Origin of the sequence: Kitasatospora putterlickiae, from assembly GCF_039527695.1 — a bacterium.
Classification (GTDB): Bacteria; Actinomycetota; Actinomycetes; order Streptomycetales; family Streptomycetaceae; genus Kitasatospora; species Kitasatospora putterlickiae.
Genome location: NZ_BAAAKJ010000053.1, coordinates 1,004 through 5,385 on the forward strand (window position 1 = coordinate 1,004; position 4,382 = coordinate 5,385).

Below are 4,382 nucleotides of genomic sequence, written 5' to 3' on the forward strand. Positions count from 1 at the left end.
CCGGGGCGGGGGCGGTCCGGTCGCGGCGGGCGAGCGGGAGGTAGAAGCTGAACCGGCTGCCCCGGCCGGCGGTGGAGCGGACGGTGAGGGCGCCGCCGAGCAGGCGGGCGAGTTCGCGGCTGATGGACAGGCCGAGGCCGGTGCCGCCGTAGCGGCGGCCGGTGGTGCCGTCGGCCTGCTGGAAGGCGCCGAAGATGCTGTCGAGGTGGGCGGGGTCGATGCCGATGCCGGTGTCGTCGACGTGGAAGGCCACCGCGGCCTCGGCCTGGCCGAGTTCGACGGGAAGTGCGGCGGCCTCGACGCGTTCGATGCGCAGGTCGACCCGGCCGGCGTCGGTGAACTTGACGGCGTTGGACAGGAGGTTGCGCAGCACCTGCCGCAACCGCGCCTGGTCGGTGACGAGTTCGGCCGGGACGCCGTCCTCGACGGTGATCCGGAAGGCGAGGTCCTTCTGGTCGGCGAGCGGCTTGAAGGAGGACTCGACGTAGGCCAGCAGGTCCTGGACGGCGAAGGGTTCGGGGGTGAGTTCCATCTTCCCCGCCTCGACCTTGGACAGGTCGAGGATGTCGTTGATGAGCTGGAGCAGGTCGGAGCCGGCCGAGTGGATGACGCCCGCGTACTCGACCTGTTTGGGCGTGAGGTTGCCGGCCGCGTTCTGGGCGAGCAGTTGGGAGAGGATCAGCAGGCTGTTGAGCGGGGTGCGCAGTTCGTGGCTCATATTGGCCAGGAACTCCGACTTGTACATCGAGGTGAGGCTCAACTGCCGCGCGCGTTCCTCCAGTTCCTGCCGGGCCTGTTCGATCTCCAGGTTCTTGGCCTCGATGTCGCGGTTGCGGTCGGCGAGCTGTCCGGCCTTCTCGGCGAGCTCGGCGTTGGAGCGCCGCAGCTTCTCCTGGCCGTTCTGCAACTCCTCTGATCGGGCCTGGAGTTCGGCGGTGAGCCGCTGGGACTCGCCGAGCAGTTCGTCGGTGCGGGCGTTGGCGAGCAGGGTGCCGATGTTGACGCCGCAGGCCTCGGCGAACTGCTCCAGGAAGTCGCGGTGGGCGGCGCTGAACGGGTGGACGGAGGCGAACTCCATGACGCCCAGCAGCCATTCCTCCAGGGCGATCGGCAGGATCACCACCGAACGGGGGTGGGTGGCCCCCGCGCTGGAGGCGATGGTGGCGTAGTCGGGCGGCAGGTCGTCGACGGTGAGGGTGCGCCGGGTGCGGGCGGCCTGGCCGACCAGTGACTCGCCGAGCCGCACCCTGGCGGGGGCGGAGGCGCCGGGCTGGACGCCGTAGGCGCTGATCCGGGCCAGCGCGATGGACTCGCCGTCCTCCTCGGCCAGGTAGAAGGCGCCGTACTGGGCGCCGACCAGCGGGGTGAGCTCGTCGGTGATCAGTTCGGCGACGGCGCGGATGTCGCGCTGTCCCTGCATGGAGGCGGTGAAGCGGGCGAGGTTGGTCTTCAGCCAGTCCTGCTCCTCGTTGGCCCGGGTGGTCTCGCGCAGCGACTGCACCATGAAGTTGACGTTGTCCTTGAGGTCGGCGACCTCGCCGGAGGCGTCCACGGTGATCGAGCGGGTCAGGTCGCCGGCCGCGACGGCGCCGGTGACCTCGGCGATCGCGCGCACCTGCCGGGTCAGGTTGCCGGCGAGCTCGTTGACGTTCTCGGTCAGCCGCTTCCAGGTGCCGGAGACGCCCTCCACCTCCGCCTGACCGCCGAGCCGCCCCTCGGTGCCCACCTCACGGGCCACCCGGGTGACCTCGGCGGCGAAGGAGCCGAGCTGGTCGACCATGGTGTTGACGGTGTTCTTGAGCTCCAGGATCTCACCGCGCGCGTCCACGTCGATCTTGCGGGTGAGGTCGCCCTCGGCGACGGCCGTGGTCACCTGGGCGATGTTGCGCACCTGGCTGGTGAGGTTGTGCGCCATGAAGTTGACGTTGTCGGTGAGGTCCTTCCACGTCCCGGCGACGTTGGGGACGCGCGCCTGGCCGCCGAGCGTGCCCTCGGTGCCGACCTCGCGGGACACCCGGGTCACCTCGTCGGCGAACACCGAGAGGGTGTCCACCATGGTGTTGATCGCGCCGGCGAGCGCCGCCATCTCGCCCTTGGCCTCCACGGTGATCTTCCGGGAGAGGTCGCCCCGGGCGACGGCGGTGGCCACCTCGGACATCGAGCGGACCTGGCCGGTGAGGTTGGAGGCCATCACGTTGACGTTGTCGGTGAGGCCCTTCCAGGTGCCGGAGACGCCCCGGACGGTGGCCTGGCCGCCGAGGTTGCCCTCGGTGCCGACGTCGCGGGCCACCCGGGTCACCTCGTCGGCGAACGCCGACAGCTGGTCGACCATCGTGTTGATGGTCTCCTTGAGCAGCAGGATCTCGCCGCGCGCGTCGACCCTGATCTTCTGGGTGAGGTCGCCCTCGGCGACGGCCGTGGTGACCTCGGCGATGGCGCGCACCTGGGCGGTGAGGTTGTCCGCCATCACGTTCACCGACTCGGTGAGGGACCTCCAGGTGCCCGAGACGTCCCGGACGTCGGCCTGCCCGCCGAGCCGCCCCTCGCTGCCCACCTCCCGGGCCACCCGGGTCACCTCGTCGGCGAACGCCGACAGCTGGCCGACCATCGTGTTGACGGTGTTCTTGAGCTCCAGCAGCTCGCCGCGGGCGTCGACCTCGATCTTCTGGGTGAGGTCGCCGCGGGCGACCGCCGTGGTCACCTGGGCGATGTTGCGCAGCTGGCGGGTGAGGTCGCCGGCCATGGCGTTGACGGCGTCGGTGAGGTCCAGCCACGTCCCGGCCGCGCCGGGGACGTGCGCCTGGCCGCCGAGGCGTCCCTCGGTGCCGACCTCCCGGGCCACCCGGGTCACCTCGGAGGTCACCCGGGCGAGCTGCTCGACCATGCCGTTGAACACGGCGGCGATCTCGCCCGGCACGCCGGGCAGGTCCGGGCCCAGCCGGGTGCGGAAGTCGCCGTCGCGCACCGCCGTCAGCCCGGCGAGCAGCTGCCGCAGGACCTGGTCGGGCTGGTCCGCGCGGCCCGTTCCGGCCGCCGGGGCGTTGTCCGGCCCGTTGTCCGGCGTCTGGTGCTCGTCCATCCGCCCACCGCTCGGATCGACCGCACGGCCGGATCGCCGAGGGGCGGTCCCGGCCGCGGGGAGCGGCGGCGCCGCCCCGCCTCCCACTGTGCCACCGTCGCGCGGCCGGTGACAGGCGGCGGGGCGTGCGGTTGCGGTGCCGCCAGGGGCGGGGTGGCCGGCGGGTGGCCCGGCTGGGGGTTGGCTGGTGGGTCGGCGGGTGGGTCGGCGGGTGGGTCGGCGGGTGGGTCGGCGGGTGGTTTGCCGCGCGTCGTCCGGGTAGACGCAGCCGCAAGCACGGGGAACCCGAGAGGAGTACCGCCATGCCCCGAGGATCGAGTCCCAAGCGGGAGCGCCAGTACGAGCACATCAAGGAGAGCGTGCTGGATCGCGGCGAGAGCGAGGAGCGCGCGAAGGAGATCGCCGCCCGGACGGTCAACAAGGAACGCGCCCGACACGGCGAGTCCAGGACGGCGAGCCGCAGTTCCATCCACGACATGTCCTCCGGACGGCGCGGCGGCATCCGCTCGCACCTGGGCGCCGGCGGGCCCACCTACGACCAGCTGTACAACGAGGCCAGGCAGCGCGGCATCAAGGGGCGTTCGAAGATGAACAAGCGCGAGCTGTCCCACGCGCTCGGCCGGTGAGGACGGGGAGGAGCGCCATGAGTGCCATGACCGTGCCGACGGTGCCGCCGCCCGGCCATCCGGACACCGAACCGTTCCCGCACCCGTATCCGCGCCCGCATCCGCACCCGAACCCCGCGCCCGGGCCGGAGCCGGATCCCGCTCCGCCACCGGTGCCGCCGTTCCCGCCGCCGGAGCCCGACCCGGGCCCGCCGACCGAACCCCGGCCGCTCTGAGCCCCCGAGGTGTCGGCGGCCCCGGCTTCCCGGCGGCGGGGGGTGCCGTTCAGCCCGGCGGCCCGTGGTGGTCCAGCGGCGACGACACCTCCAGCCAGACCGACTTGCCCGCGCCCTCGGGCCGTGAGCCCCAGGCGCGGGCGAGCCGGTCCACCACCCGCAGCCCGTGCCCGCCCGGCCGCCCCGGGTCGGCGAACGGGCGCAGCCGTGGCGGTTCGGGGCTGGCGTCGACGACCTCGACCCTCAGCCTCAGGGTGTCCCAGCGCAGCCGCAGTTCGCGCGGGCCGCCGGGGGCGTGCAGGCAGGCGTTGGTGACCAGTTCGGAGACCATCAGCAGGACGTCCTCGAAGACGGCCATCTGCTCCTCGTCCGGCCAGTGCTCGCCGTCCGCCGCCAGCCAGTGCCAGTCGAGCAGCGCCCGGCGGCTGAAGTCGCGCGAGCGCTGCACCGCGCCCTCGGCGC

Annotated in this window: 3 protein-coding genes; 1 reads left to right on the plus strand and 2 read right to left on the minus strand. The window is 72.8% G+C overall.

Features of this window, described 5'->3' with window-relative positions; translation table 11 throughout:
• Positions 1-3,079 (minus strand): HAMP domain-containing protein (locus ABD308_RS06180; RefSeq protein WP_344328246.1); only part of this gene is annotated, 3,079 nt, incomplete at its 3' end.
• 302 nt (positions 3,080-3,381) lie between these two features.
• Here ABD308_RS06180 and ABD308_RS06185 point away from each other — a divergent pair.
• Positions 3,382-3,705: a plasmid stabilization protein gene (locus ABD308_RS06185; RefSeq protein ID WP_344328248.1), complete on the plus strand. Its 324-nt coding sequence runs from the start codon at positions 3,382-3,384 to the stop codon at positions 3,703-3,705.
• A 264-nt stretch (positions 3,706-3,969) separates the two neighbouring features.
• On the opposite strand, the gene ABD308_RS06190 is transcribed toward ABD308_RS06185, so the two are convergent.
• The coding region (locus ABD308_RS06190; RefSeq protein WP_425554703.1) for an ATP-binding protein at positions 3,970-4,382 on the minus strand (413 nt) is incomplete at its 5' end.